The 22,444-nt window shown below is 66.2% G+C and carries 22 protein-coding genes and 1 riboswitch; of the genes, 10 read left to right on the forward strand and 12 right to left on the reverse strand.

Annotated features, from left to right (window positions below; genetic code table 11):
* Positions 1–69 precede the first annotated feature (69 nt).
* On the reverse strand, positions 70–645 hold the full coding sequence (locus tag GM1_RS03895; RefSeq protein ID WP_008376794.1) for an NlpC/P60 family protein: 576 nt from the start codon (positions 643–645) through the stop codon (positions 70–72).
* Between the two features lie 19 nt (positions 646–664).
* A riboswitch (cyclic di-AMP (ydaO/yuaA leader) is annotated at positions 665–859 on the reverse strand.
* 542 nt (positions 860–1,401) lie between these two features.
* Between GM1_RS03895 and GM1_RS03905 the strand changes: the two genes are divergently transcribed.
* Together GM1_RS03905 and GM1_RS03910 are read left to right on the forward strand one after the other, a co-directional pair.
* Positions 1,402–3,195, forward strand: a complete 1,794-nt coding sequence (locus GM1_RS03905) for a DEDD exonuclease domain-containing protein (protein ID WP_052005301.1) — start codon at positions 1,402–1,404, stop codon at positions 3,193–3,195.
* Entirely contained in the window at positions 3,192–3,470 is a 279-nt protein-coding gene (locus GM1_RS03910) for an Lrp/AsnC family transcriptional regulator (protein ID WP_008376797.1), read from the forward strand. Before GM1_RS03905 ends, GM1_RS03910 begins: the two co-directional genes overlap by 4 nt.
* A gap of 3 nt (positions 3,471–3,473) precedes the next feature.
* On the opposite strand, the gene GM1_RS03915 is transcribed toward GM1_RS03910, so the two are convergent.
* The 4 genes from GM1_RS03915 to GM1_RS03930 form a co-directional block, all read right to left on the reverse strand.
* Positions 3,474–3,989 (reverse strand): VOC family protein, encoded by a 516-nt coding sequence (locus tag GM1_RS03915; protein WP_008376798.1) that lies wholly within the window; start codon positions 3,987–3,989, stop codon positions 3,474–3,476.
* A 62-nt stretch (positions 3,990–4,051) separates the two neighbouring features.
* Complete coding sequence (locus GM1_RS03920) at positions 4,052–4,807, reverse strand: helix-turn-helix transcriptional regulator (protein ID WP_008376799.1); 756 nt, start codon at positions 4,805–4,807, stop codon at positions 4,052–4,054.
* Positions 4,808–4,848: 41 nt separating this feature from the next.
* Positions 4,849–5,913 carry an anthranilate phosphoribosyltransferase gene (gene trpD, locus GM1_RS03925; protein ID WP_040519450.1) on the reverse strand — a complete coding sequence of 355 codons (1,065 nt, stop codon included), beginning with the start codon at positions 5,911–5,913 and terminating at the stop codon, positions 4,849–4,851.
* 15 nt (positions 5,914–5,928) lie between these two features.
* Entirely contained in the window at positions 5,929–6,402 is a 474-nt protein-coding gene (locus GM1_RS03930; RefSeq protein WP_008376801.1) for a ribonuclease E inhibitor RraB, read from the reverse strand.
* Between the two features lie 155 nt (positions 6,403–6,557).
* On the opposite strand from GM1_RS03930, the gene ctaE reads away from it, so the two are divergent.
* The 4 genes from ctaE to qcrB all read left to right on the forward strand — a co-directional run bounded on the left by ctaE (position 6,558) and on the right by qcrB (position 10,917).
* Entirely contained in the window at positions 6,558–7,169 is a 612-nt protein-coding gene (ctaE, locus tag GM1_RS03935) for an aa3-type cytochrome oxidase subunit III (RefSeq protein WP_040519451.1), read from the forward strand.
* Between the two features lie 75 nt (positions 7,170–7,244).
* Entirely contained in the window at positions 7,245–8,138 is an 894-nt protein-coding gene (gene qcrC, locus GM1_RS03940; protein WP_008376803.1) for a cytochrome bc1 complex diheme cytochrome c subunit, read from the forward strand.
* Positions 8,135–9,301: a cytochrome bc1 complex Rieske iron-sulfur subunit gene (gene qcrA / locus GM1_RS03945; protein WP_008376804.1), complete on the forward strand. Its 1,167-nt coding sequence runs from the start codon at positions 8,135–8,137 to the stop codon at positions 9,299–9,301. The genes qcrC and qcrA overlap by 4 nt, the downstream gene beginning before the upstream one ends.
* Complete coding sequence (qcrB, locus tag GM1_RS03950) at positions 9,298–10,917, forward strand: cytochrome bc1 complex cytochrome b subunit (protein WP_008376805.1); 1,620 nt, start codon at positions 9,298–9,300, stop codon at positions 10,915–10,917. The genes qcrA and qcrB overlap by 4 nt, the downstream gene beginning before the upstream one ends.
* A gap of 271 nt (positions 10,918–11,188) precedes the next feature.
* Here qcrB and GM1_RS03955 read toward each other — a convergent pair whose 3' ends face one another.
* From GM1_RS03955 to ctaC, 4 genes are all read right to left on the reverse strand, one after another.
* Positions 11,189–11,800 (reverse strand): type IV toxin-antitoxin system AbiEi family antitoxin domain-containing protein, encoded by a 612-nt coding sequence (locus GM1_RS03955; protein ID WP_008376806.1) that lies wholly within the window; start codon positions 11,798–11,800, stop codon positions 11,189–11,191.
* Positions 11,801–11,929: 129 nt separating this feature from the next.
* Positions 11,930–12,460, reverse strand: a complete 531-nt coding sequence (locus GM1_RS03960) for a GNAT family N-acetyltransferase (protein WP_008376807.1) — start codon at positions 12,458–12,460, stop codon at positions 11,930–11,932.
* A gap of 38 nt (positions 12,461–12,498) precedes the next feature.
* The gene (locus GM1_RS03965; RefSeq protein ID WP_008376808.1) at positions 12,499–12,915 is read right to left on the reverse strand and encodes a cytochrome c oxidase subunit 4; all 417 of its coding nucleotides are present in this window, start codon (positions 12,913–12,915) and stop codon (positions 12,499–12,501) included.
* On the reverse strand, positions 12,915–14,066 hold the full coding sequence (gene ctaC, locus GM1_RS03970; RefSeq protein ID WP_040519452.1) for an aa3-type cytochrome oxidase subunit II: 1,152 nt from the start codon (positions 14,064–14,066) through the stop codon (positions 12,915–12,917). The genes GM1_RS03965 and ctaC overlap by 1 nt, the downstream gene beginning before the upstream one ends.
* Positions 14,067–14,369: 303 nt before the next feature.
* Here ctaC and asnB point away from each other — a divergent pair, with 303 nt between their 5' ends.
* Positions 14,370–16,295, forward strand: a complete 1,926-nt coding sequence (gene asnB, locus GM1_RS03975; protein ID WP_008376810.1) for an asparagine synthase (glutamine-hydrolyzing) — start codon at positions 14,370–14,372, stop codon at positions 16,293–16,295.
* Positions 16,296–16,464: 169 nt separating this feature from the next.
* Here the strand turns inward: asnB and GM1_RS03980 are convergent, their stop codons facing one another.
* The 3 genes from GM1_RS03980 to GM1_RS03990 all read right to left on the reverse strand — a co-directional run bounded on the left by GM1_RS03980 (position 16,465) and on the right by GM1_RS03990 (position 19,067).
* Positions 16,465–17,439 carry a carbohydrate kinase family protein gene (locus tag GM1_RS03980; RefSeq protein ID WP_008376811.1) on the reverse strand — a complete coding sequence of 325 codons (975 nt, stop codon included), beginning with the start codon at positions 17,437–17,439 and terminating at the stop codon, positions 16,465–16,467.
* A 76-nt stretch (positions 17,440–17,515) separates the two neighbouring features.
* On the reverse strand, positions 17,516–17,866 hold the full coding sequence (locus GM1_RS03985; RefSeq protein ID WP_008376812.1) for a HesB/IscA family protein: 351 nt from the start codon (positions 17,864–17,866) through the stop codon (positions 17,516–17,518).
* A 124-nt stretch (positions 17,867–17,990) separates the two neighbouring features.
* A complete protein-coding gene (locus tag GM1_RS03990) occupies positions 17,991–19,067 on the reverse strand; it encodes a glycerate kinase family protein (protein ID WP_040519453.1) in 1,077 nt (358 codons plus the stop codon).
* A gap of 221 nt (positions 19,068–19,288) precedes the next feature.
* Between GM1_RS03990 and GM1_RS03995 the strand changes: the two genes are divergently transcribed.
* The 3 genes from GM1_RS03995 to GM1_RS04005 are packed head-to-tail and all read left to right on the forward strand — an operon-like array spanning position 19,289 to position 22,410.
* Complete coding sequence (locus GM1_RS03995) at positions 19,289–19,960, forward strand: DUF3043 domain-containing protein (RefSeq protein WP_008376814.1); 672 nt, start codon at positions 19,289–19,291, stop codon at positions 19,958–19,960.
* 1 nt (position 19,961) lies between these two features.
* Positions 19,962–21,674, forward strand: coding sequence for a nicotinate-nucleotide--dimethylbenzimidazole phosphoribosyltransferase (gene cobT, locus GM1_RS04000; RefSeq protein ID WP_008376815.1), 1,713 nt, complete (start codon positions 19,962–19,964; stop codon positions 21,672–21,674).
* Positions 21,664–22,410, forward strand: a complete 747-nt coding sequence (locus GM1_RS04005) for an adenosylcobinamide-GDP ribazoletransferase (RefSeq protein ID WP_008376816.1) — start codon at positions 21,664–21,666, stop codon at positions 22,408–22,410. The genes cobT and GM1_RS04005 overlap by 11 nt, the downstream gene beginning before the upstream one ends.
* Positions 22,411–22,444 lie beyond the last annotated feature (34 nt).

Raw genomic sequence — 22,444 nt, forward strand, 5'->3', positions numbered from 1 at the left:
TCGAGCGGGCCCGGTGCACACATGTGCACCTGACCCGCTCGGAACTTCAGTTCGTCGGCGTTGTCACGCTCAGTAGCGACGGATCGCTGCGAGGTTCCAGGCCTTGACCTTGGCGCGCTGAACCGGCACGCCTTCGGTGGACGAGTGGATGAAGACGCCGTTGCCCTCGTAGATGCCTGCGTGTCCGCCACCGTTGAAGATGAGGATGTCGCCGGGCTTCGCCTGAGCCAGCGATGCGACGGGGGTGCCGCCGCCCATCTGGCCGTAGCTGTCACGCGGGATGATCTTGCCTGCCTGCTTGAAGGCCCACGAGGTGAGTCCCGAGCAGTCGAAAGCGTTGGGGCCGGCAGCACCGTAGACGTAGGGCGAGCCGATCTTCGACGCAGCAGCCTTGACCGCCTTCTTGGCGCGGACTTCCTGCGGGGTGCCGAAGTTGCCGTCGAGCTTCGGGGCCTTCAGGTTGCCGGGAAGCAGGTTGTCCGGAACGTCGAACGTGCCGACGTTCGGGATCTTGAGCGGTGCGGCATCTGCCGGTGCGGCTGCCAGCGCAAGCGATCCGCCGAGGGCGATCGAGCCTGCGACTACAGCAGTCGTGGCGGCCTTGAAGGCGCCAGTCTGGGGCTTGTCCAAACGGTGTTTAGCCACTGAACTACGTACTCCTTGTTGTTTCTCCCTGACCGCTGACCGGGTTAGCTGTCGGGTTCGGGCCGGAAGAGATGGCCCTACGCGTTCTCGAACCTGGTGGGTTCGGACCGCGATTCACCCCAATTCTCTGCAGTGCGTCTGCACGCACCGCCTAGAAGGAAGTGGTTCCCCGGTTCGCTCCCGGAGGGTGGGAGCGATTAAGCGGTGACCTTCCAGCGGATGTCACTGGTGGGGGATCACCCTGATTGGAAAGTCTCGAAAAGATTACGAAACCCCGACACCGATGTCCACCAGCTCCGGCACAGATCCGACTCGGAGCGTTGTCAGACAGCTCGGAGCCACCCCGAGCCGGGCTCGTCGATCGTGCCCTGACCTGCACGAACATCGTCGAGAGCCGCATGTGCGGTTTGCGTCGAAATCATGTCTGTGGCGACGAACACATCAACCGCAGCAAACATTTCGCCTGACTCCCGATCTGTTACATACCCGCTGGTAACAGGGCTGAACAACACCTGCATCATGCAGTCGTCGCACTCTCGGCTACGCGCCGGACATGTGGTGCAGTCGATCAACACTGTGATCCGCCTCTCATTTTGGGACAGGGGCGTGTTCACAGTCGTCGTCGGCGGTGTCCGACGCGACTTCTCTCGCCACGCAACTGTCGATGTGGTGTGGAGACTACGAGCGGCCTACGACAATTCGAGGCTGCGCCGACCACGACCGGGATTGTCGGGGGTGCGACGTAGCGTCCCGCCCATGACCACCGGCCAGCTGTCGTTCGCGGATATCGACCATGACGAGTTCGCCGACCGATCCCTGTTCGACACGACTCTTGTCGTGGTCGACCTCGAGACGACGGGCGGCAGTTCGGACACGGATGCGATCACCGAGATCGGTGCGGTCAAGATCCGGGGCGGAGAGGTGCTCGGCGAGTTCGCGACGCTCGTCGACCCCGGCCGAGAGATCCCGCCGCAGATCGTCGCGCTCACCGGCATCACCACCGCGATGACGTACGACGCTCCACCGATAGAAGAAGTGCTGCCCGCGTTCGCCGAGTTCGCACGAGGATCGATCCTCGTGGCACACAACGCCCGGTTCGACACCGCGTTCCTGAGGAAGGCTGCCGCACGCATGAACCTGCCGTGGCCCTTCACGACCTCGTTGTGCACCGTCGCGATGGCACGCCGGATCCTCACTCGCGACGAGGCGCCGAGTGTGAAGCTGTCGGCTCTCGCCGACCTCTTCAACGTGTCGGTGCGTCCCACCCACCGCGCCCTCGACGATGCCCGCGCCACCGTCGACGTGTTCCACCGGCTCCTCGAGCGAGTCGGCAACCGAGGGGTGCACACGTATCAAGATCTCGTCGACTATCTCCCGAAGGCGACGCCCGCGATGCGCGCCAAGCGGGGGCTCGCCGCGGCGCTTCCCCACGCACCGGGCGTGTACCTCTTCCGCGGCCCCGGCGACGAGGTGCTGTACGTCGGGACCGCCGTCGATCTCCGCCGCCGGGTCGGCCAGTACTTCTCCGGATCGGACTCGCGGGCTCGGATGACGGAGATGGTGGCGCTGGCGACACGCGTCGACCACGTGGTGTGCGCACACGGCCTCGAGGCGGGGGTCCGGGAACTGACGCTGCTCGCGGCGCACAAGCCCGCGTACAACCGCCGATCACGGAACCCGCATCGCGGCTGGTGGATCACGCTCACCAAGGAGCGTTTCCCTCGCCTGACCGTCGGGCGGACGCCGTCTGCCGACTCGATCGGACCGATTGCGGGTCGAGCGAGCGCCGCCGACGTCGCCGACGTGATCAGTGCCGCAGCCGGGTTGCGCACGTGCACCCAGAACCTCAAACGCGCCGACCATCACTTCTGCCCCGGCGACGGGCCTGCGGACACGCGACCGGACCCGCTTGTCGCTCATCGACCGGATCTGTGCCACGCCGCGAGTGATCGTCCGCAGACACTCCCGGACTACCTGTGTCGAGCCGAGGCCGCACGCGCCCTGATGGCAGGCGAGTCGGCCGAGTTGCTCGCCGATCTGCAGCGCAGACTCACGCGTCTGTCCGAACTCCGACGATTCGAATCGGCCGCCCGGGCCCGAGACAGACTCGCGGCGACGATCGAAGCGTTGTCTCGCTGCCAACGCCTCGCAGCCGTCGCGGGGATCGCGGAACTGGTCGTCGCCCGACCTGACGACGCAGGAGGGTGGAACTTCAGCGTGATCCGCTACGGCAGGCTCGCCGGCGCCGCGCACGCGGCTCGTGGGGTGTCGCCGATGCCGATCGTCGAGACCATGCGAGCAAGTGCGTCCACGGTGCTACCGCCGGCGGACGACGGTCCCCTGTCTGGCGCTCCCGCCGAGGAGGTCGCCCTCATCGAACGGTGGATGAACGAGACCGGCACCCGGCTGGTGTCGTCGACCGATCCGTTGTCGTCGCCGATCGGTTCGGCCCAACAGTGGTCTCATTTCGCCAGGTCCGCTCGGCTGGCCCGAGAGGGTGCGGACGTCGGCAGTCCGGCCGACGTTCGCGGTACTAAGGTGAAGCCATGATCACCGCCATCGTTCTCATCGGGGCCGACATCCATCAGATTCCGGAGACCGCTCAGGCGGTCGCGAACATTCCCGGCGTCACAGAGGTGTATTCGTGCGCAGGCGACGTCGATCTGATCGCGAAGGTGCGCGTCCGAAGCCACGACGAGATCGCGGATGTGGTGACGGCGAAGATCAACCGTCTGCCCGGTGTGGTGTCGAGTGCAACGCACATCGCGTTCCGCAGCTACGCGAGCGCGGAGGTCGACGGCGGCTTCTCCATCGGAGAGGCCTGAGCCTCACTCGGTGAGTGTGGCCGCCCAGTCGGCGACCCGCTGAGCGCTCTCTTCGTCGCTGAGGTCGACCGTGCGGGTCATCACCGACCACCTGATCCCGTACGGGTCGCGAATGCTGGCGTATCGGTCTCCCGACGCGAACTGGCTCGCGGGCTCGCGGATCACTGATCCTTCGGCGACCGCACGCTCGACGGTCTGGTCGACGTCGGTCACGTAGACGGCGAGCGTGAAACACGCGTCGTCGCCTGACGGACCCGCTACCAGGTGATACTCCGGGTTGACTTCACCGAGTTGGAGTCGACCGGCGCCGAAGTCGAGGTCTGCGTGCACCACCACACCCCCGTACTCGTTCGACGAGACGAGTGTTGCACCGAACACCCGTTGATAGAAGGTGATGGCCGATGCCGCACCGGTCACGGCGACGAACGGGGTCAACGAGGTGTACCCGTTCGGTCGACCGTCGACGGTGTGCTCGCCGGTCACGGCTGCGGTGGACTGGGACGTGAGGTTCTGCGTCATGCTGTCGACGCTACGAGCCGCGGGTGCCGCGCGGCTTGTCGATTCGCGACAGGTTCAGGCCGTCAGTCCGTCGACGCGGTGGCCCGATACGCACTCGGAGTGAATCCGAGGACTCGTGAGAACTCCCTCGTGAGATGAGCATGGTCGGAGAACCCCGTGTCGGCGGCGATGTCGGCGAGCGCCGACTGATCGTTCCGGACTCTCTCGGCCGCCTCGTGGAGGCGTCGACGCCGGATCAACGTCAGAGGCGTCAGGCCCGTGTACCGGAGGGTCAACCGTTGCACGGTCCTGGCACTCACTCCGACTGCGGCGCCGACGTGGTCGACGGCCACCACGGTGGAGTCCGATTCGATCAGCGTCACGATCCGGTCGGCCAGCAGCGCATCCGCCGTCGGCGCCGACGCATCGCCGCACAGCGCATCGCTGAACGCCGCGGCCGCAGCGGCCGCATCACCCGACTGCTGCATGGCCGTCCGCACCGGTCGTGCGACGGCGTCCAGGGATGTGGTCACGACCTGGTCGACGAGGGCTGCGGGCTCGACCGCAAGCCAGTCGACGGCCGCGGGCCGCATGAGGGCTCCCACCGCCCATCCCGAACCCGTCAACACTTGGGTGGACAACTTCGTCGTGGCCCCGGACACCGACACCGTCGACGGCTCCACGACGACGTTCAGCGCAGGGAAGCCGATGACGTCCTGCGCCGACTCCGCGCCGTCGGGAAGGTCCCATTGGGAGATCCAGAACCACCGCACCCATTGCGCAGCGGCTCCGGTTGCGGGAATCCGGTCGAACCGCGGGAGACGGTCCGGTCGCAGCACGCCGCGTGACGAGGGTTCGCGCGACGATGCATCGGACGGCGTCAAGCCAGTGCGGTGCTGATCGAGGCCCACCGGTCGAGGAGTTCCGCTGCCGCCCCCGAGTCGAGAACGTCGTCGACCCTGGCCTTCGCCGACCGCAGTGCAGTCACCAGCGTCGAATCGTCGAACGCCGATGACTGCTCGTAGGCGACGATCGCGGCCGCCGCGTTCAATGTCACCGCATCGCGTACCGGACCGCGCACACCCGCGAACAGGTCACGCGCGATCCCGGCGTTGACGACCGCGTCGCCACCCTGCAGCGCGGACAACTCCACGAGCTCGATGTCCAGGTCACGGGGATCGAGAGACAGCCTCCGCACTTCGCCGTCGAGTACCTGCCACACGGTCGACGTGGTGGTCGTCGTCAGTTCGTCGAGGCCGTCATCGCCACGCACCACGAGGGTGCGGTTCCCCCTCCCTGCGAACGCTTCCGCGAGCACCGGGGCCAGATCGCCGAAGGCGCAGCCGATGAGGCCTGCCTGCGGGCCTGCCGGGTTCGTCAACGGGCCGAGCACGTTGAACACGGTGGGAATACCGATCTCTTTGCGCGGCGGACCGGTGAACCGGAACGCCGGGTGAAAGACAGGTGCGAAGCAGAAGCCGATGCCGACCTTCTCCAGGCAGGTGCTCACCGCGTCGGGGCCGAGAGTGATCGCGACACCCAGCGCTTCGAGAACGTCGGCTCCACCACTCTTCGACGACGCCGCACGGTTTCCGTGCTTGACCACACGAACACCTGCCGCCGCCACGACGACTGATGTCATCGTCGAGATGTTCACCGTGTGCGACCTGTCGCCTCCAGTGCCGACGATGTCGACGGCGTCGCCGTCGAAGTCGATGCGGTTGGCCAGGGACAGCATCGTGTCGGAGAGTCCGCGCAACTCGTCGGACGCGACTCCCTTCATCTTCAAGCCGACTCCGAAGGCCGCGATCTGAGCACCGGTCGCCGAATCGGACATGATCTCGCGCATGGCCCACGACGCCTCAGCCGACGTCAGGTCGACGCCGTCGGTCGCCTTTCCGAGGATCTGCGGCCAGGTGTACTGCGGAACGCTGTTATCGGGCATGCTCACCGCTCCACCCTATCGACGCGTGTCGGTCGACGACGCGACCGGGACGTCCAGCAACGCCCACCCGAGACCACGACCTCCGCTGCGCGAGGCAAGACTCGCAATCCGGGACCGTTCCTGCGACACGGTCCGAGCGTCGACCGACTGGACTCTCACGAGCGCAAGGAGGAGACCGCCGTCCGACGGCGCCGGGTCGTCCGGCAGCACTTCCCCTTCGGAGTACCCCTCCAACGCGGCTGAGGCCGCGGCGTCGTCGAGTGCGGTCTCGGGCAGTTCGAGCAGATGCCGCAGCACGACCTTCCGATCGGAGTCGAAGCCCGCCGCCTCCAACACTGTCGACGACGCCGTCGCATCGTCGTCCGACCGGACGATCACGTGCAGATCGTCATCGTCCACATTCGGAACCCGGACGGCGCGGGCCGTCGAGCCGAAGAGCCTGCCGAGCTTGTGGCGAAGTCCAGACGTTCCCGGGGTGTCACTCGTCATGTGTCGACATAACCAGATCCGCCCAGGTCCGCGCACCTCGGGAGACACGCCGAGCGGACGCGCGACGACCGTTCTACCTGCGGTGGAGAGAAGTCCGGACCCAATTTCCCTACCCAGGTGGAAATCGCTTACTACGAACCGTCATACTTCATGTTGTGACTAGCGCTGTGGGTAACTCCGGAACCGCCATCACCTCACGCGTGCACTCGCTGAACCGTCCGAACATGGTCAGCGTCGGCACCATCGTGTGGTTGTCGAGCGAGTTGATGTTCTTCGCCGGCCTGTTCGCGATGTATTTCGTCGCGCGGGCCAATGCTGCCGACGGCTGGCCTCAGCCGCCGGCTCACCTGAATCTGGCACTCGCCGTGCCGGTGACCCTCGTGCTGATCCTCAGCTCGGTCACCTGCCAGTACGGCGTGTTCGCGGCCGAGAAGGGTGACGTGTACGGCCTTCGCCGCTGGTACACGCTCACTCTTGCGATGGGCGCGTTCTTCGTGGCAGGTCAGGCGTACGAGTACTACACGCTCGTCGGTGAGGGTCTGACGCTCTCGTCGAACGCGTACGGCTCGGTCTTCTACATGGCTACCGGATTCCACGGCATGCACGTCATCGGCGGCCTCATCGCCTTCGTGTACCTGCTGATCCGCACCCGCATGTCGAAGTTCACGCCGGCGCAGGCGACCGCCGCGATCGTGGTGTCGTACTACTGGCACTTCGTCGACGTCGTGTGGATCGCCCTCTTCGTGGTCATCTACTTCATCCGGTAGTCCCGGCGATCCTTGAAGAACCGATCAGCCCCGGTTCACCAGAAACCAGTCCAACCGCTTAGTAGAGAGTCACCGATGAGATCATCTCCACCGAGTTCGCCGGATTCGAGCGACGAAACGTCAGGAGCGCGCGCCAAGGCGCGCCGCAAGCTGCGTCGACGCGCCGCCGGTACCCTCTTCCTGTTCCTCGGCCTCGTCGCCACCGGCCTGATCGCCGGGCTCCTCAGCCCGAAGCCGCAGATCGCGACCGCCGAAGACAAAGACGTCGCCATGATCACTGCAGGCAAGCAGCTCTACTCGACGTCCTGCATCACTTGCCACGGCACCAACCTCGAGGGCGTCCCGGATCGCGGTCCGTCGCTCATGGGTGTCGGCGACGCCGCTGTGTACTTCCAGGTCTCAACCGGACGTATGCCCGCCGCCCGCGGTGAGGCTCAGGCTCAGCGCAAGCCCGCCAAGTTCACCGAAGCTCAGATCGACCAGCTCGGCGCCTACATTCAGGCGATGGGCGGCGGCCCGCGCGCTGCATACGAGATGGACGAGAACAACGAGATCAAGCGTGACGAACAGGGCTTCCCGATTCTGCGCATGGACTCGCTCCGCGGAACCGACCTCGGTCGCGGCTCCGAGCTGTTCCGCCTCAACTGCGCCTCCTGCCACAACTTCACCGGTCGTGGCGGCGCTCTGTCCGGCGGCAAGTTCGCTCCCCCGCTGACCGATGTGAACCCGCAGCAGCTGTACACGGCGATGCTCACCGGTCCGCAGAACATGCCGAAGTTCTCCAACCGACAGCTGTCGATGGAGGACAAGGAAGACATCATCGGCTACATCCGCTATGCGGACACGGCCAACCCGAGCGGCGGACTCGGCCTGGGCGGATTCGGCCCGGCATCTGAGGGTCTGACCATGTGGGTCGTCGGCGCAGCTGCCATCGTCGCAGGCGCCATGTGGATTGGATCACGAAATTGAGCGAGTCGAATAAGGACCTCCCGACCGCTGAGGAACTCGCGGCGATGTCCCAGGAGGAGAAGGTTCGTCTGGGCACGAACCTCGACGGTGTGGAGATCATCCACCGCACCGAGCGTTTCCCCGAACCGGGCACCCGTGCTGAGAAGCGCGCCGAGGCCACCGTCGCCATCTGGTTCACCCTCGCCGGGCTTCTGGCCCTCGCGGGAATGGTTCTCTTCATCTGGAACCGGTGGGAATTCACCATGCCGGAAGAAGAGGGCTACTGGGCCTACACGTTCTACACCCCGCTGCTCGGTGTCACCTTCGGCGGCGCGATCCTGGCGTTCGGTTTCGGCGTCATCCAGATCTCGAAGCGCTTCATCCCGCAGGAGATCTCGGTGCAGGACCGCCACGACGGCGGCTCGACCGAGGTCGACAAGCAGACGATCGTCGCCGAACTCAGCGACACCCTGCAGACGAGCACACTCCCCCGCCGCAAGATGATCATCGGCTCCGCCGTGTTCGGCGTCGGAGCGATCGGTGTGTCGGCGGGCGTCGCAGCTCTCGGCGGTTTCATCAAGAACCCCTGGGCCAAGCGCGAAGACGCTGACCTCTGGCACTCGGGCTGGTCGACGAACCACAGCGAGAAGCCGGGCGAGACCGTCTTCCTGCGTCGTGACACCGGCAACCCGTACCAGGTCGTCCTGGTGCGCCCCGAGGACCTCGATGCAGGCGCCATGGAGACTGTCTTCCCGTGGCGCGTCTCGGACGGCTACGGCGACACCGAGCACTCGCGTCACAAGCTGCTCGACGGCCTTCGCGCCGTCCGCAACCCCGTGATGCTCATCCGCCTGCGTCCCGAGGACAACAAGCGGGTCGTCAAGCGTCGTGGCCAGGAGAGCTTCAACTTCGGCGACTACTACGCGTACACGAAGGTCTGCAGCCATCTCGGTTGCCCCACCTCGCTGTACGAGCAGCAGACGCAGCGCATCCTGTGCCCGTGCCACCAGTCGCAGTTCAACGCGCTCGAGTACGGAAAGCCGGTCTTCGGTCCCGCCGCCCGTGCTCTCGCTCAGCTGCCTATCACTGTCAACAACCAGGGCTACTTGGTCGCCAACACCGCCATCAACGGCGGCGACTTCATCGAGCCTGTCGGACCGGCATTCTGGGAGCGTAAGTCATGACGATCGCCGATCGCCTCGCCACGCAGGCAGAAGAGGTCGACTCGAGGTACCACCTGGCCGCAGGCATGCGCCGCCAGATCAACAAGGTCTTCCCCACGCACTGGTCGTTCATGCTGGGTGAGGTCTCGCTCTACAGCTTCATCATCTTGCTGCTGTCGGGCGTGTACCTGACGTTCTTCTTCGACCCGTCGATGGCGCACGTCGTGTACGAAGGCGCGTACCAGCCGCTCAACGGCGTCACCATGAGCCGCGCGTACGAGACCACGCTCGACCTCTCGTTCGAGGTCCGCGGCGGTCTGTTCGTCCGTCAGATCCACCACTGGGCAGCCCTGCTGTTCGCTGCGTCGATCATCCTGCACATGATGCGCATCTTCTTCACCGGCGCGTTCCGTCGCCCGCGTGAGGCCAACTGGGTCATCGGCTGCTTCCTGCTGCTGCTGGCGATGTTCGAGGGCTTCTTCGGCTACTCGCTCCCCGACGACCTGCTGTCGGGCACGGGTGTCCGCGCCGCGATGTCGGGCATCGTCCTGGGCATTCCGCTGATCGGCACCTGGGTCCACTGGGCCCTGTTCGGTGGCGACTTCCCCGGCGACATCATCATCCCGCGCCTGTACGTGCTGCACGTGCTGCTGTTCCCGGCCATCATCCTGGCCCTAATCGGCGCTCACCTCGCACTCGTCTGGTACCAGAAGCACACACAGTTCCCCGGCCCCGGCCGTACCGAGAAGAACGTCGTCGGCGTTCGCATCCTCCCGGTCTTCGCTGCCAAGGGCGGCGCGTTCTTCGCGATCGTGTTCGGCGTCCTCGCCGTCATGGCGGGCATCTTCCAGATCAACCCGGTCTGGAACATCGGTCCGTACAACCCGGCGCAGGTGTCCGCGGGCTCGCAGCCTGACATCTACATGATGTGGACGGACGGTTTCGCTCGACTGATGCCGGCCTGGGAGCTCTACCTGGGCAACTACACCGTCCCCGCCATCTTCTGGGTGGTCCTGGTGATCGGCGTGCTGTTCGGGCTGCTCTTCGGTTACCCGTGGATCGAGAAGGCCCTCACCGGCGACACTGCACACCACAACCTGCTGCAGCGTCCCCGTGACACCCCGGTCCGCACCGCTGCGGGCGCGATGGCCTTGACGTTCTACATCATCCTCACGCTGATGTGCATGAACGACATCATCGCCCTGAAGTTCCACATCTCGCTGAACGCGACGACGTGGATGGGTCGCATCGGCCTGATCGTGCTGCCGCCGCTGGTGTACTTCATCACCTACCGTTGGGCACTGTCTCTGCAGCGCAGCGACCGCGACGTCCTCTCCCACGGCATCGAGACGGGCATCATCCGTCGCGAGCCCAAGGGCGAGTACATCGAAATGCATCAGCCGCTGGGCCCGGTGGACGATCACGGCCACCCGATCCCGCTGCCTTACGAGGGTGCTGCCCTGCCGAAGCGCATGAACAAGCTCGGCTCCGCCGGCGCCCCCGGCACCGGTACCGTCCTCGTCCCGGACTCGCTCGAGGAACAGGCGACCAACCGTCGCATCGCTCACGAGAACCACGAGGCCGAGAAGAAGGCACTCCAGGAACTTCAGGAAAAGGGCGGAAACCCGCTCGCCTGACGCTCCACAGCTTCACCGACAGAGGCCGCCTCGCATCCGCGAGGCGGCCTCTGTCGTACCCGCTCCCCTCCCCCACCGACCTTCCCGCGACAGTTCTCGTTCCCGCTCTTTGTCGGGGCGAGGAGCGGCAACTGGAAGCGCCGCGATCACAACAGACCGGCGGCGTGCGAGTACGGACGAACACGCGCAGCGACTTGGCAAAGTTTCGCGACGGTCCAGTCCCAGCGGACGATCTCGAAGCCCATCCGCGGAACTGGTAGGTGCGCCTCGATCATCTGGGCCCGGCTCCACGATTCTCCGGGATTCGCGGACAATCCGTTCGCGTACCGCAGGGCAACACGCGCCCGGGCAATTCCACGTCGCCGCCCGACTCCAGACGATCGTGGAGTTCGGCTCGATCCACTCCCATTCGTAGCGCAGAATCGAATACGGCGAGGGCGCCCGCGAAGTCGGAGGTGAGCGCGACGTCCACAGCACTACGTGCGGGACTGGTTAACAGAATGCCGTCGACAACGATGACATCGTTCTCATCGAGGCCGGTGTGGATGTGCCGCGTGGCGCGGCGCTTCCCGTTCGCCGACGTCTGCACTGACACGTGCACACGCCTCGTATCCGGCTCCAGCACTGCCAGGCCGAGGATGGCCGCTGCCGACTGGTGGCTGAGGACGGCCCCGGCGTCCGCTTCGGAGAGACAGCGTCGCCTATAGACCTCTTGATCGAGGCGCCACTTCTCGACGGGCAGACTGCAGCTGGGTATGTACAGGCCCCGGCAGGCGACGAGGAGTTCTCCTCTCCGGACCGCCTGTCGGATGTCCGCGTCAGTGCGGCCGGCGTCGAGCGCCTCGGACCGTCTGACGACGCCGTTACGATCTGTAGTCCACATGCGCTGTATCCAAGCGCGAAGTCCGCGATCTGACCAGGGCGGTATCCACAGGCTTGTACCCGCGGCGCTTCCAGTTCCTGCTCCTCGCCCCGACAAAGAGCAGGAACGAGAACTGCCGCGGGAAGCGGTCTACCAGACGTCGCCGGCGCGCCAGTCGCAGAGGAGACGCATAGCGGTGTCCATGTGCTGCGTGGAGCGCGTCCGGAGGATGAGGACCCCACCGTCGTCGTCCGGTGTCATGACCACACCATCCGGCGTCAGAGTGCCGAGCGGCCCCGTCCACGGCTCCCAGCCACGTCGTAGATAGAGCGGACGCCCGTCGTCGGACGCGCCGAGCGCACCGAGGTCGTACGCTGCCAGGACGATCTCGTCGATCCGCGACATCAGGACGTCGCCGATCCCCCGACGGCGCATGCGGGCGGCCACTGCGACCGCTTCGACATAGCCGACGCGGTGCACGTCGTCTCCGGCGATCAGTTGCCGCTGAACCACCGACGCATGGCCGACAACACCGTCGGAGTCCTCCGCGATGACGTGAACGCCACCGAGCGCATGGTCGAAATCAGAGGCCTCGAAGTCGTGTGCGAACGCCTCGTCCAGGAACGCGAACAGAGCGGCGCGATCGTCGTCCGTCAGTTCGTGGGTATGACGAAGCCGCACCCGGTATCCGGGTGCGGCTTCATCAGATGCTGTATGCGTCAGTGCTTCTCAGGTCCCACGTGGTACTCGAACACGAGTCCGGCGACCGCGGCAAGGATCACTGCCACCATGGTGATCGAGAACCAGAAGTTGCCGGTCGCGAAACCGATCGCGAAGAGCGATGCGCCTGCGGCGATCGCGATGGGCCAGTAGCTGTGCGGGCTGAAGAAGCCCAGCTCACCGGCACCGTCTTCGATCTCGGCGTCGTCGTAGTCCTCGGGACGGATCTCAACACGACGAGCCACGAAGCGGAAGTACGTGCCCGCGATCAGAGCCAGGCCGCCTGCGAAGAACATGCAGGTCACGCCGGTCCATTCGACGCCGGTCCGGTAGTAGTAGGTGCAGACGGCGTAGATGACGCCCATCAGAATGAAGAAGACTGCGAGGACCTCGAAGAGGCGTGCTTCGATCTTCATCAGTTCTTACCTCCCTCGGCCGGGGTGCACCCGGCCAGTGCGGTGTTGTTCGCATCGCCGAGATCGTCCGGAGTCGTGCCGTTCGAGACGCGGCGCGTGTCGAACGGAACCGTCGTCACCGAGCGCGGCTGCTGGCAGACCGCCTGCAGTGCCTCCGAGTTGGTGGCCTCCGGGTTGGCCTTGCGGAAGTTGATGTAGCTGGCGAACACCGCGGGGCTCACGGCGCGAACTTCGAAGTTCATCATCGCGTGGTAGGTGCCGCACATCTCGGCACAGCGTCCGACGAAGGCGCCTTCACGATCGATGCCGCTGATCTGGAACGACGAATCCGTGTGGTTCTGCTCCGGGAACGGCATGACGTCGCGCTTGAACAGGAACTCCGGAACCCAGAACGAGTGCACGACGTCGGCCGCCGCGAGATCGAACTGGATGCGGGTGTTGGTCGGCAGAACCAGGATCGGGATCTCCGAGGACGAGCCGAGGGTCTCGATCTGATCGAAGGCGAGGTACTTGCGCTCCTCGGCCGACCGGCCGCCTGCGGCGCCCTTGATCTCTTCCTTCTCGCCGTCGTGCTCACGGAACTTCGGGATCTGCAGGTCGAACGCGGAACCCTTCTTCGAGTCCTCGGCCCGGACGAGCTGCTGGCCGTTCACGTTGACCGAGTTGTAGCCGAACTTCCAGTTCCACTGGAATGCGGTCACGTCGACGACGACGGCTGGGTTGTCTTCCTTCGCCTCGACCTTGTTCTGCACGACGACCGTGAAGTAGAACATCACGGCGATCAGCACGAACGGGATCGCGGTGTACGCCAGTTCCAGCGGCACGTTGTAGGCCGTCTGACGCGGGATCTCCTGATCCTCGGAGTCGACTGCCTTCGCACGGTGGAACGTGATGGTCCAGAAGATGAGGGCCCACACGAACACACCCATGGCGAGGGCGGCGATGACCGACCACGTCCAGAATTCGGCCATGTCCTTGGCTTCGCTGGTCACGCCCGCAGGCCATCCGAAGCGCATTGCTTCTTCGGCACTGCAGCCCGAGGTCATCAGCACGACGACACCCAGGACCGCGAGGGCACTGAGTCGCTTGATCGTGCGCGACGTGGGTACCCCACGTCGCACAGACGGCCGTCCACGGTTCGTCAATTTCACGCCTTCCTGCTGACAGGGAGCTGTTCTACAAGTTTCGCGCACGAGTATTGCAGTGCTCGACGCAATTCTTGCACCTAGTAACTACGCAGCGTAGTCCAACCCGCCCATCTGTTCTCGATTGGGGTTGGCGGTTTTGCCCTCACGGGTGCCGACCTGCGGATTCGTGCCGTGACAAGAGTGTCGTTTCCCTCACGAGGGCCGCGGGATGTCGCACCCGGCGGCGCTTCTGCGGCATAGTAGACGCGGCGCGGGGACCAGTTCTTCGCCACGACCTGCAATCGATGTGAAAAGAGGCCAGTCAGCGTGTGCGGCTTGCTCGGAATGCTCACCAGTGACGGCACCGCGGGGCCGGACGCCGACCTGATCGCGTCCGCGGCGCACTGCATGCGTCACCGCGGTCCCGATGAGCCCGGCACCTGGCACGACGACGACATCGTGCTCGGCTTCAATCGACTGTCGATCATCGACATCGAGCACTCCCACCAGCCGCTGCGCTGGGGACCACCGGAGAACACCGAACGGTACGCCCTGGTGTTCAACGGCGAGATCTACAACTACCTCGAAATCCGCGAGGAGCTCGCCAGAGAGTTCGGCACCCAGTTCCGCACCGAGGGCGACGGCGAGTCGATCGTCGCCGGGTTCCACCACTGGGGTCCCGATGTGGTCCGCAAGCTGCGCGGCATGTTCGCTTTCGCCGTCTGGGACACCGAGAAGCGCGAGCTGTTCCTCGCGCGCGACCAGTTCGGCATCAAGCCGCTGTTCCTTGCCACCAGCAGTCGCGGCACCGCGTTCGGCAGTGAGAAGAAGAGCCTCCTGGAGATCCTCGAGCGCCTCGATCTGGACGCCGAGCTCGACGATCGTGCCATCGAGCACTACACCGTCCTCCAGTACGTCCCCGAGCCCGAATCACTGCATCGGAACATCACCCGCCTCGAGTCCGGCTGCTACGCCACGCTGCGGCCCGGCGTCGCCCCCGAGGTGACCCGCTACTTCGTGCCGAAGTTCCCCGTCCGTCCCTTCACTGCCGGAGGAGAGCAGAAGCGCTACGACGAGATCGCCGACGTGCTGCGCGACTCCGTCGCAAAGCACATGCGGGCCGACGTGACTGTCGGATCGTTCCTGTCCGGCGGCATCGACTCGACGGCAATCGCCGCACTCGCCATCCAGCACAACCCCGACCTCATCACCTTCACCACCGGCTTCGAACGTGACGGCTACTCCGAAGTGGACGTCGCCGCGGAATCGGCAGAGGCCATCGGCGCCCGCCACATCGTCAAAGTCGTGTCTCCGCGAGAGTTCGTCGACGCGCTCCCGAAGATCATCTGGTACCTGGACGACCCGGTGGCCGACCCGGCCCTCGTCCCCCTGTACTTCGTCGCCGCCGAAGCCCGCAAGCACGTGAAGGTCGTCCTCTCGGGCGAGGGCGCCGACGAACTCTTCGGCGGATACACGATCTACAAAGAGCCGCTGTCGCTCAAGTCGTTCGACAAGCTCTCCCCCGGCCTGCGGCGTCTCGCAGGCAAGGTCTCGGACCGCATCCCCGAAGGCACGCGGGGCAAGAGCCTGCTCCACCGCGGTTCACTCAGCCTCGAGGAGCGTTACTACGGAAACGCCCGCAGCTTCGACGACGCTCGCCTGCGCGCCGTCCTTCGGACTTTCCGTGAAGACTGGATGCACCAGGATGTGACCGCGCCCATATACAAGATGAGCGAAGGCATGGACCCGGTGACCCGCATGCAACACCTGGACCTGTTCACCTGGCTGCGCGGCGACATCCTCGTCAAGGCCGACAAGATCAACATGGCGCACTCACTGGAACTCCGCGTGCCCTTCCTCGACAAGGAGGTGTTCGCGATCGCCGAACAACTCCCGTTCGAGGAGAAGATCAGCCACGACACGACCAAGTACGCGCTCCGCAAGGCACTCGAGCAGATCGTGCCGCCGCACGTGTTGCACCGCCGCAAGCTCGGTTTCCCGGTCCCGCTCCGCCACTGGCTCGCCGGGACCGAGATGTACGACTGGGCACGCGAACTCATCTCGACGTCCGACACCGATCACATCTTCGACAAGAAGTTCGTGATGCAGATGCTCGACGAGCACCGCCGCGGCGAGGTGGACAACAGCCGTCGCGTCTGGACCGTCCTGTGCTTCATGCTCTGGTACGGGATCTTCGTCGACAAGACGATCGACCCGCAGATCGAGGATCACGACTACCCGGTTCGGCTGTAGTTCTCGACCCGTCTCGACCAGCAGGCGAGGCGAAACACTTCCCTCGGCAGTCCTCGCGGGCTCGCCTAGCGGCTCGCTCGCTGCGGAGGGCTCCGGAAGTGTTTCGCCTCGCCTGCTTCGTTGCGCTGTCCCTGCTCGTTGAGCGCCTTTCGTCTCGCTGCGCGCCGAACTATGCCAGCGCGGCGCGAATGGCGTCGGCCGATTCTTGACCGTAGGCGGCAGCCAGGCGAGCGTGGGCGGCGTCGACGTCCCACGTCCAGCCCTGGGTCGAGTCCGATTCCAAGACGAGGGTCGCGACCATCGCGCCGAGCTGCGCCGAGCGCTCGAAGCCGAGGTTCTCTCCCAGACCGGTCAGGAAGCCTGCACGGAACCCGTCGCCGACACCAGTCGGGTCGACCTGCTCGTTCACCGGGACGACGTCGACGTGCGTGACGGAGCCGTCCGTGTCGATGATGTCGACGCCATTGGCGCCGAGCGTGGTGATGCGAACGCCGACCATGCCTGCGATGTCGTCGTCGGTCAGGCCGGTCTTCTGCTTGAGGAGGCCCCACTCGTACTCATTCGTGAACAAGTAGGCTGCGCCGTCGATGAGGGTGCGGGCCGTGTCGCCGTCGAGGCGCGCCAACTGCTGCGACGGATCTGCGGCGAACGGGAGACCAGCTTCACGACAGGCGTTCGTGTGACGAACCATGGCCGCCGGGTCGTCGGCGCCGATCAGCACGATGTCCGGGCGGTCCCCGCCCGCGACCACGTCGAGCAGGTCGATGTCGCCCGCCTCGGTCATCGCACCCGCATAGAAGGTCGCGAGCTGCGCCATCGTCTCATCGGTGGTGCACATGAATCGTGCGGTGTGCTTGGTGGTCGAACGGCGCACGCCGCGGCAGTCGACGCCGTGATCGGTGAGCCAGTTCTCGTAGTCGTCGAAGTCGGCACCGGCCGCGCCGACCAACAGGGGCCGGTTTCCGAGCACCCCGAGCGCGTACGCGATGTTGCCGCCGACTCCGCCGCGATGCAGGACGAGGTCTTCGACGAGGAAGCTGAGAGAGATGTGTTGGAGCTGATCGGCGACCAACTGGTCGGAGAACTTGCCCGGGAACTTCATCAGATGATCGGTCGCGAGCGACCCGCAGACGGCTGTGAACATCTGTCTCACGGTAGTGCAGACGAATGTGGCCGCGACCCGGGGTGGGGTCGCGGCCACATCTCGCTTGCGCTGGAGATCAGTTGAACGAGTCGCCGCAGGCGCAGCTGCCGGTCGCGTTCGGGTTGTCGATCGTGAAGCCCTGCTTCTCGATGCTGTCGACGAAGTCGATCGTCGCGCCCTGAACGTACGGCGCACTCATCCGGTCGACGGCGAGCTTGACGCCGTCGAAGTCCTGGACGAGGTCTCCGTCGAGCGTGCGGTCGTCGAAGAACAGCTGGTAACGCAGGCCGGCACAACCACCCGGCTGCACGGCGATGCGCAGCGCGAGGTCGTCGCGGCCCTCCTGGTCGAGCAGGGCCTTCGCCTTGGCTGCAGCGCTGTCGCTGAGCAGGACACCGGTGTCGGTGGTTTCATTCTGAACGGTCATGGGCGCTCCTCATGTCGCCGGCCGCGTCTGCACGAGCGAACCGGGATACGTCTGTCGTCGAACCGCAGACACGACGATCGAGTGTGTTCACGGTCTGACTGGCTCAACGGTACTCGCTGTGCGCCTATTCCCGCATCACGCCCTCGATTGTGGCCACCGTGCGTGCCACCTCCGCCGCCAGCCCCGCCAGCATCTCGCGTGGACTCCGCATCGCCGCGTCCACCGACCCGGCGAAGTCGGCCAGCGACCTGACCGCGGTCACGCCGACGACGTCCGGCGTCCCGCGGACCTGGCCCGCGAGGACGATCACCGGGGTGCCCCCTGCTTCCGCCGCGAGTGCCGCGATCACTTTCCCCCGGGCCGTCTGCTCGTCGTATCGCCCCTCCCCCGTGACGATCACGTCAGCGTCGGCGAGCTCGCGGCGACGCCCCGTCGCCTCGGCGACGACGTCCGCCCCCGATCTGCGACGTCCTCCGAGCGCCAGCAACGCGGCGCCGAGTCCGCCCGCCGCGCCCGCGCCCGGCATGGAGGCCACCGCACCGCCGAGCGTCACGGCCCAGTCGGTCAGACGTGACTCGAGATCCTGCACTGTCACCGGATCCGCGCCCTTCTGCGGACCGAACACCGCCGCCGCACCTGCCGGTCCCAGGAGCGGGTTGTCGACGTCGGAGGCCACGACCAGATCGATACCGTTCATTCGAGCGCGTGCGGCGCCGATTCCACCGAGTTCCTCGACAGCGCCTCTCCCACCGTCTGTCGTCGCACTTCCGCCGAGTCCGACGACGATCCTCCTCGCTCCCGATGCGACGGCGGACGCGAGCATCGTGCCGACTCCCGCCGTGGTCGCGGCACGCGCCGACGACGGATCCGGCTCACGTCCGAGCAGATGAAGTCCACACGCCTGCGCCGCTTCCAAGTACACGGTCCCGTCGGCTCCGTACCCGATCGTCGCGTCGACCGGGTCTCCGAGTGGTCCGGGGACACGAAGGGGCCGGACTGTGGCGACTCCTGCAGCCTGCAACACTGCGATGAATCCCGGTCCACCGTCCGACTGCGGGAGCAGCCGCACTCGATCGGCCTGCCTCGACGACAGCCAGCCGTCTGCGATGGCCGACGCCGCGTCAACGGCCGACAGCGTGCCTCCGAACTCGTCCGGCGCGATGACGACGCTGAGCGTCTCCCGGTCCACGGTCGGTGTCATGGGTCGGACACTAATGCCCGATCGTCGGCCGAGTCCGGTCATCGCCTAGAGCATGTCTCCTGATTCGCCGCTCGGGATCGGCGGACCAGATGTGCGCCCCGCAAGGCGAAGGAGGGAGGGATACCGGTAGGTATCACGACCGACGACAACGCCGCGGGGAGTGCATCTGGCCGTCAAGACCGCGCGAAGCGAATTAGGAGACATGCTTTAGTCTCAACAGTGTGAAGTTGCCCTGGAAGCCCGCTGCGACGAGCACCGACGACACCGCAGACGACGCGGCGTCGACGACCGCCGCGCCCGCCCCCGCAGAGACCCCGGCCAAGGCCGCGCCGACGCCCGGCAAGGGTCGTCCGACGCCGAAACGACGCGATTCCGAGAAGCGTCGCGGTCCCGTCGCCGCACCTCCGACGACACGCGCCGAGGCCCGCGAGCGCAAGAAGGCGCTCAAGAAGACGATGAGCAAGGACGAGCGCAAAGCGCTGTCCGCCGAACGCAAGCAGATTCGCATCGACCAGCGCGAAAAGATGATGTCGGGTGACGAGAAGTACCTGATGGCCCGCGACAAGGGCCCGGTCCGCAAGATGGTCCGCGACATTGTCGACGCCCGCCGCAACTTCGCCGGCCTGTTCATGCCGTTCGCCGTGCTCCTGATCGTCGCGATCATGGTGCCCAGGCTCGCGGTGATCGCGAACCTGCTGCTGCTCGTGTTCGTCGTGTTCATGGCGATCGACTCGATGTTCCTCGGCCGAATGGTCAACAAGCGTGTCCGCGAACGCTACCCGGACACGCAGGAGAAGCCGTTCCGGCTCGGCTGGTACGCCTTCACGCGCGCAATGCAGCTCCGCGTGATGCGTGCGCCGAAGCCGCAGACCAAGCCCGGCGACAAGGTCTGACGTGCGGTATCTCGTCCTGGGCGGAACCCGTTCGGGCAAGTCCGCCCATGCCGAGAGTCTTCTCGCGGCAACTGATCGCCCCCGGTACCTGGCGACCGGTGCGGTCGATGTCGACGAGGCGTGGGGCGCCCGCGTCGACGCACACCGCGTCCGGCGCGGAGAGCATTTCCTGACGATCGAGACTCAGGATCCGGCCGCCGAGATGCGGCTCGATCCCGAATCGCCCGTCTTGATCGATGATCTCGGCTCATGGGTGACGTCGCTGCTCGACGCGGCGAAGGCGTGGGACGATCCGGCCGCCACCATCACCGACGCCGTCGACGATCTGTGCTCGGCGATCGCCGACCACGTGGCCGATGTGGTCGTCGTGAGCCCCGAAGTAGGGATGTCCGTCGTCGCGCCGACACCCGTCGGACGTCGGTTCGCCGACGAGATCGGCTCGGTGAACAACCGTGTCGCGCAGGTGTGCGAGATCGTGCAGCTGGTCGTCGCAGGCCGTGTCCTCGACCTGCCCGCGCCGAGCGCCACGCTGTCGGCGGAGTCCGCACCGGACGATGCCGAACAGACCCGCACGCCACTGGTCCCCGTACCCGTCGCCCCCTTCCCCGAGGCGATCTCCCCGTCTGCGTCGTTCGTCGGCGCCGCTCTGCCCGACGGTGTCGACGCCGAAGTGTTCCCGGCGATCGATCCGCCGTCCCCTGACGTCGCCGACGCGGCGCGCGCCCGCCAATTGACGCTCACGAAGCCTCCGGGCGCCCTCGGACTGCTTGAAGATCTCGGCGTCTGGATCTCCGCATGCCAAGATCAGTGCCCGCCGCATCGGATCACCGCACCCGCGGTCGCCGTGTTCGCCGGGGACCACGGCGTGGCGCAGGACGGTGTGTCCGCGTTCCCACCCGAGGTGACCGCGCAGATGGTCGCGAACATCGCCGCAGGGGGTGCAGCCGTCAACGTCCTCGCCCGTCGAGCAGGCGCGCGAGTACACGTGTTCGACATGTCGGTGAAAGCCGACGTCCCCGGAGCGGACGCAGCAACGACCGCGTACAAGGTCCGCAACGGCAGCGGCGATCTCCGCACCGGGGATGCGATGACCATCGCCGAGGCGAGGAAGTCCCTCGCCGCCGGACGCGCGATCGCCGATCGCCTCGTCGACTCCGGTGCCGACCTGCTGATCGCGGGCGACATGGGCATCGGAAACACCACTCCTGCAGCCGTGCTGATCGGCACGATCGCCGATCGGGAACCCGTTGTCGTCGTCGGACGCGGCACCGGAATCGACGACGCCACCTGGATCCGCAAAACCGCCGCCATTCGCGACGGCATGCGGTACGGCCGCCGATTCCGCAATGAGCCGTTGGCGCTCCTCGCAGCCGTCGGCGGACCCGATCTCGCAGCCATGGCCGGGTTCTACGCCCAGGCCGCGCTGCGTCGGACGCCGGTCCTCATCGACGGTGTGGTGACCTCCGCGGCCGCGCTCGTCGCCGAACAGCTGGCGCCCGGCGCTTCGGCGTGGTGGCGTGCCGGTCACCGGTCGACCGAACCCGCCCACGCTTTTGCACTGTCGAGTCTCGGACTGGACCCGATCGTCGACATGTCGATGCGTCTCGGCGAAGGCACCGGCGCGCTGACCGCACTTCCGATCGTCTCGTCGGCCGTCGACGTGCTGATCGACATGGCGACGTTCGCCGACGCCGGCGTCAGCGATGGCGGCTAATCCGGCCGCTGCCGTGCATGTGGCGGTCACGTGGCTGACAGTCGCACCTCTCCCCCAACCGCGGGCGGAGATGAATCGACGAACAGGCGGTGCGGCGATCGCAGCGGTTCCGATAGTCGGCGCCCTCCTCGGCACGATCGCTGCCGCCGTCGCGTTCGGACTGTCGCACACCAGGCTGCCCGACCTCGTCATCGGGTTGCTCGTCGTGGCCGTCCTGGCGCTCGCGACGCGCGGGATGCATCTCGACGGCCTCGCCGACACCGCTGACGGCCTCGGCTGCTACGGCGACCCCGACCGGGTGCGCCAGGTGATGCGCAGCGGCGACGTCGGTCCCTTCGGCGCCGCCACGCTGGCCGTCGTCCTCGTCCTTCAAGCCGTTGCCTACTCGACCCTCATCGGCCACCACGAATGGGCGCAGATCGTCTACGCCGTCGCCCTCTCGCGAGTCGCCGTCGTCTACGCGTGCCGTCGTGGGCTCGATACGGCGAACGCCGACGGCTTCGGCGCACTCGTCGCCGGAACTCAACGATGGTCGCTGCTCGTCTGGACCGCGGCGGCCCTCGGCGCGGCGTGGCCGCTCGGCATCCGCGCGATCTGCGCAGTCCCCGCAGCCATCGTGTTCACAGTCGCCTTCACGGCACACTGCCGTCGTCGGGTGGGCGGCGTCAGCGGCGACGTGCTCGGCGCCGTCGTCGAGCTCACAACGGCACTGGCCCTGGTGATTCTCATACTGTGAGCGGGAGGTCGCTGGCACAGATTCGACGCTGTCA

It is taken from the genome of Gordonia malaquae NBRC 108250 (assembly GCF_000344135.1).
Classification (GTDB): Bacteria; Actinomycetota; Actinomycetes; order Mycobacteriales; family Mycobacteriaceae; genus Gordonia; species Gordonia malaquae.

What these genes read in the sequence shown, in the direction of transcription:
- GM1_RS04005 (WP_008376816.1), top strand. Translation starts at nt 21,664, where the DNA reads ATGGCGGCTAATCCGGCCGCTGCCGTGCATGTGGCGGTCACGTGGCTG.
- GM1_RS03910 (WP_008376797.1), top strand. Translation starts at nt 3,192, where the DNA reads ATGATCACCGCCATCGTTCTCATCGGGGCCGACATCCATCAGATTCCG.
- trpD (WP_040519450.1), bottom strand. Translation starts at nt 5,913, where the DNA reads ATGCCCGATAACAGCGTTCCGCAGTACACCTGGCCGCAGATCCTCGGA.
- GM1_RS03985 (WP_008376812.1), bottom strand. Translation starts at nt 17,866, where the DNA reads ATGACCGTTCAGAATGAAACCACCGACACCGGTGTCCTGCTCAGCGAC.
- GM1_RS03965 (WP_008376808.1), bottom strand. Translation starts at nt 12,915, where the DNA reads ATGAAGATCGAAGCACGCCTCTTCGAGGTCCTCGCAGTCTTCTTCATT.
- GM1_RS03915 (WP_008376798.1), bottom strand. Translation starts at nt 3,989, where the DNA reads ATGACGCAGAACCTCACGTCCCAGTCCACCGCAGCCGTGACCGGCGAG.
- GM1_RS03930 (WP_008376801.1), bottom strand. Translation starts at nt 6,402, where the DNA reads ATGACGAGTGACACCCCGGGAACGTCTGGACTTCGCCACAAGCTCGGC.
- GM1_RS03990 (WP_040519453.1), bottom strand. Translation starts at nt 19,067, where the DNA reads ATGACACCGACCGTGGACCGGGAGACGCTCAGCGTCGTCATCGCGCCG.
- qcrC (WP_008376803.1), top strand. Translation starts at nt 7,245, where the DNA reads ATGAGATCATCTCCACCGAGTTCGCCGGATTCGAGCGACGAAACGTCA.
- GM1_RS03905 (WP_052005301.1), top strand. Translation starts at nt 1,402, where the DNA reads ATGACCACCGGCCAGCTGTCGTTCGCGGATATCGACCATGACGAGTTC.
- GM1_RS03955 (WP_008376806.1), bottom strand. Translation starts at nt 11,800, where the DNA reads ATGTGGACTACAGATCGTAACGGCGTCGTCAGACGGTCCGAGGCGCTC.
- qcrB (WP_008376805.1), top strand. Translation starts at nt 9,298, where the DNA reads ATGACGATCGCCGATCGCCTCGCCACGCAGGCAGAAGAGGTCGACTCG.
- GM1_RS03980 (WP_008376811.1), bottom strand. Translation starts at nt 17,439, where the DNA reads ATGTTCACAGCCGTCTGCGGGTCGCTCGCGACCGATCATCTGATGAAG.